Origin of the sequence: Massilimicrobiota sp. An105 (genome assembly GCF_002161155.1) — a bacterium.
Taxonomy (GTDB): domain Bacteria; phylum Bacillota_I; class Bacilli_A; order Erysipelotrichales; family Coprobacillaceae; genus Allocoprobacillus; species Allocoprobacillus merdigallinarum.
Genome location: NZ_NFLY01000099.1, coordinates 1 through 1,841, shown reverse-complemented (window position 1 = coordinate 1,841; position 1,841 = coordinate 1). Strand labels below are relative to the sequence as shown.

Genomic DNA, 1,841 nt, shown 5'->3' with positions numbered 1-1,841 from the left:
TATCGTTAACTTCTACTAGAATTATACATCTATAATACAGAAATTGGAAAAATATTGATTATTTCGATGTTTTTCTCTTTTTTTATTAGACAGTATATGTTATAATAGATGTATAAATATACATCTATTATTTGGGGGAATGTCATATGAAATATAATCCTGTACCTAGACCTGATAGAACTGTTATTGTCAAGAATAATGGTTATCAATATGTTTACCTGACTCAATGTGTCAAGTATTCACCTCGATTAAAACGTTCTGTTCCATCACGTGTTTCTATTGGCAAGCTTGATGAAAATGGTATGCTGATTCCCAATAAGAAATACTTTGAGCTGTTTCCTGATTCTAACGGTTTGGATGAACTTGGGGATAGAGCTGATTTTATTTCCATTGGACCACATCTGGTTGTAGATAAAATTTCTAATCAATTATCCTTATATTCTCTTCTTGAAACTGTTTTTCATGATAAAGCAGATAAGATCCTTGACATCGCGACTTATATGATCATGTCTGAAAATAATGTCATGCAGTATTTTGATGATTATGGCTACAGTCATTCTTTGTTTAATAAAGCTAACTTTACTGATAGTACTATTGGAAAACTGTTAGGGTCTTTGACGGTTTGCCAGATGGATTTGTTTATCAGGTCCTGGGTGACCATGCAAAACAAAGATGGTATCTATGTTTCCTATGATTCTTCTAATATGAATACTGTTGCAGGGTCACTGACATTAGCGGAGTATGGACATGCGAAAGATAATCCTGACCTGCCTCAAGTGAATTTATCCATAGGATATAATCAGACAGATGAAGTTCCCATGTTTTATGAGATATATCCAGGAAGCATCATAGACAATACAGAATGTCAAAAAATGGTAGAAAGAGCGAAATCCTATGGATGCAAGGATGTAGGATTTATATTGGATAGAGGATATTTTTCCATAGAGAATATAAAATATTTTGAAAAGCATGATTATGATTATATTCTAATGACGAAAGGCAATGCAGCATTTATTACAAAGTCGATAGAAGAAAGTGTGGCATTACTAAAAGAAGGATATCAATATTATATGGAAGATTATGAGCTGTATGGGAAAACGATAGAAAAAGAATTGTTTCATACTGGAAAAAAACAATATATACATATATATTATGATGGAATCGCTGCTGAAAGGGAAAAGATCATCATTAATCAAAGATTTCATAAACTAGATCAGCAACTGGAAGAAAAGAAAAATCAGATCATAAAAAGACAGGAAGATGTAGCGGGATATAAGAAATATTATAGGCTGAAATTTGATGAAAATGGATATTTTCAAAGTTATAAAAGAAAAGACAAGGAGATAAAGGAGCTCATAAATAGAGCAGGATTCTTTGCAATCATCACATCACGAAAAATGAGTGCATCACAGGCCTTAGAAATATATAGAGATAGGGATGCAATAGAGAAAGTATTTAGAATGGAAAAGACATACCTAGGTAACGATGTATTTAGAGTGCATTTGGATGAACATTTAGAAAGTAAAGTATTCATATCATTTATAGCACTCATTATAAGAAATGAAATATACAAATCATTAAAACCATTATATCTAAAAAACAAAAAAGAATATACAGTACCAAAGGTTTTGAGAGAGTATGAAAAATTAGGAGTAACAAAGTTATCGGATAAGAAGTATCATATAAGATATAAATTAACCAATAAACAAAAGAATATCCTAAAACAAATAGGAATCAATGAAAAAGAATATATAGAATTCGCTAGAGAAGTCATCAAGCCATTAGATAAGCACTAATGGCTTGATATCTATATAGATGTATAATTTTAGTAGAAGTTGACG

Annotated in this window: 1 protein-coding gene; it reads left to right on the top strand. The window is 31.0% G+C overall.

The window, feature by feature from the left end; translation table 11 throughout:
* The first annotated feature begins 146 nt into the window (after positions 1 to 146).
* The gene (locus tag B5E48_RS13350) at positions 147 to 1,796 is read left to right on the top strand and encodes an IS1634 family transposase (RefSeq protein WP_087305628.1); all 1,650 of its coding nucleotides are present in this window, start codon (positions 147 to 149) and stop codon (positions 1,794 to 1,796) included.
* Positions 1,797 to 1,841 lie beyond the last annotated feature (45 nt).